Source organism: Pseudomonas sp. AGC41 (assembly GCF_057334555.1).
Map to the genome: position 1 here is coordinate 155,993 of NZ_JBHFJB010000117.1, position 1,477 is coordinate 157,469.

Genomic DNA, 1,477 nt, shown 5'->3' on the forward strand with positions numbered 1-1,477 from the left:
CTCGCGAAGCTTTGGCTGTCAAAGCTTCTCCCACACCTCAAAGCTGTACGCCGGCTTGTCCCCTTCAGCCGGGTTCAGCTGGTTCGAGACAAGTTTCCACTGGTTCGAAGCAAACTCCGGAAACCACGCATCCCCTTCCGGGCTCAGCGCCACGCGGGTCAGGTACAGCCGGTCCGCCTGCTCCAGTGCCTGCGCGTAGAGCTGGGCACCGCCGATCAGCATCAGCTCATCAACGCCCTGTTCCAGCGCCCAGGCTTCGGCCCGTTCCACTGCGGCCTCCAGCGAAGCAAAGACTTGCGCGCCTTCGAGCACCAGGCCCGGCTGGCGGCTGACGACGATGTTCAAGCGTCCCGGCAGCGGCCGACCGAGGGAGTCCCAGGTCTTGCGCCCCATGATGATCGGCTTGCCCAGGGTGGTGGCCTTGAAGTATTTGAAATCCCCCGGCAAGTGCCAGGGCATGCTGTTGTCGATGCCGATCACACGGTTTTCACCGAGGGCTGCGATCAGGCTTAAGGGAAGAGTTTTTTTCATGACGGCGAGGATACCAGAGGCCCGGACCGGCGCCACAGCGGTTATGCTGATTGCTCATTCGAGCAACGGAAGCCCTCGTGACTGAACTGCAAAACCTCTGGTTGACCGAGACGATACGCCTGCGTGAAGAACATGCCGGCCCGCTCGAAGACCAGGAAGCCAATCGCCTGGCCCGCGCGGCCGGCGGCGATTTGTCCACGCGTATCCGCTATCGGGCCCACTGGCTGGCCGAGCGCGATGGCCTCATCCAGGCCCTGCGTCACTGGCTGCAAGGCGCACGCCTGGCGCTGATCGCATTGGCCGTGCTCGCCGTGGCCAGCGGCGCCGGCCTGGGCTTTGCCGCCCTCGGCGACGGGCGCGCGCCGGTCAACGTATTCTGGGCCCTGGGCAGCCTGTTGGGGCTGAACCTGATCCTGCTGATCGGCTGGGCCTTGGGCCTGCTGTTCGCCGGTGAGCAAGGCGCCACGCTCGGACGCCTGTGGCTGTGGCTCAGCGAAAAACTCGCCCGCGACGCCAAGGCCGCGCAACTCGCGCCGGCGCTGCTGCTGTTGCTGCAACGGCACAAGCTCAACCGCTGGGCGCTCGGCGTGCTGGTCAACGGCTTGTGGTTGTTGGCGATGCTCAGCGCGCTGGTCATTGTTTTGTTGCTGATGGCGACTCGGCGCTATGGCTTCGTCTGGGAAACCACCATTCTCGGTGGCGAGACCTTCGTCGCCATGACCCAGGCCCTCGGTGCGTTGCCTGCCCTGCTGGGCTTCAGCGTGCCAACCGTCGGGATGATCCTTGCCAGCGGCGACGCCGCGCTGGACATCGAAAGTGCCCGCCAGGCCTGGGCCGCCTGGTTGGTGGGCGTGCTTCTGGTCTACGGCCTGTTGCCGCGGCTGGGCCTGGCGCTGTTGTGCCTGTGGCGCTGGCGCCGTGGCCGCGCCAGCCTGCGCCTGGACTT

General features: G+C 65.7%; 2 protein-coding genes. One reads left to right on the forward strand and one right to left on the reverse strand.

The window, feature by feature from the left end:
* Window positions 1–18: 18 nt before the first annotated feature.
* Complete coding sequence (locus tag ACE04F_RS20935; RefSeq protein ID WP_486109641.1) at window positions 19–531, reverse strand: dihydrofolate reductase; 513 nt, start codon at window positions 529–531, stop codon at window positions 19–21.
* A 77-nt stretch (window positions 532–608) separates the two neighbouring features.
* Between ACE04F_RS20935 and ACE04F_RS20940 the strand changes: the two genes are divergently transcribed.
* Window positions 609–1,477, forward strand: an 869-nt coding sequence (locus tag ACE04F_RS20940) for a DUF2868 domain-containing protein (RefSeq protein ID WP_486109643.1), incomplete at its 3' end; no start/stop codon positions are given.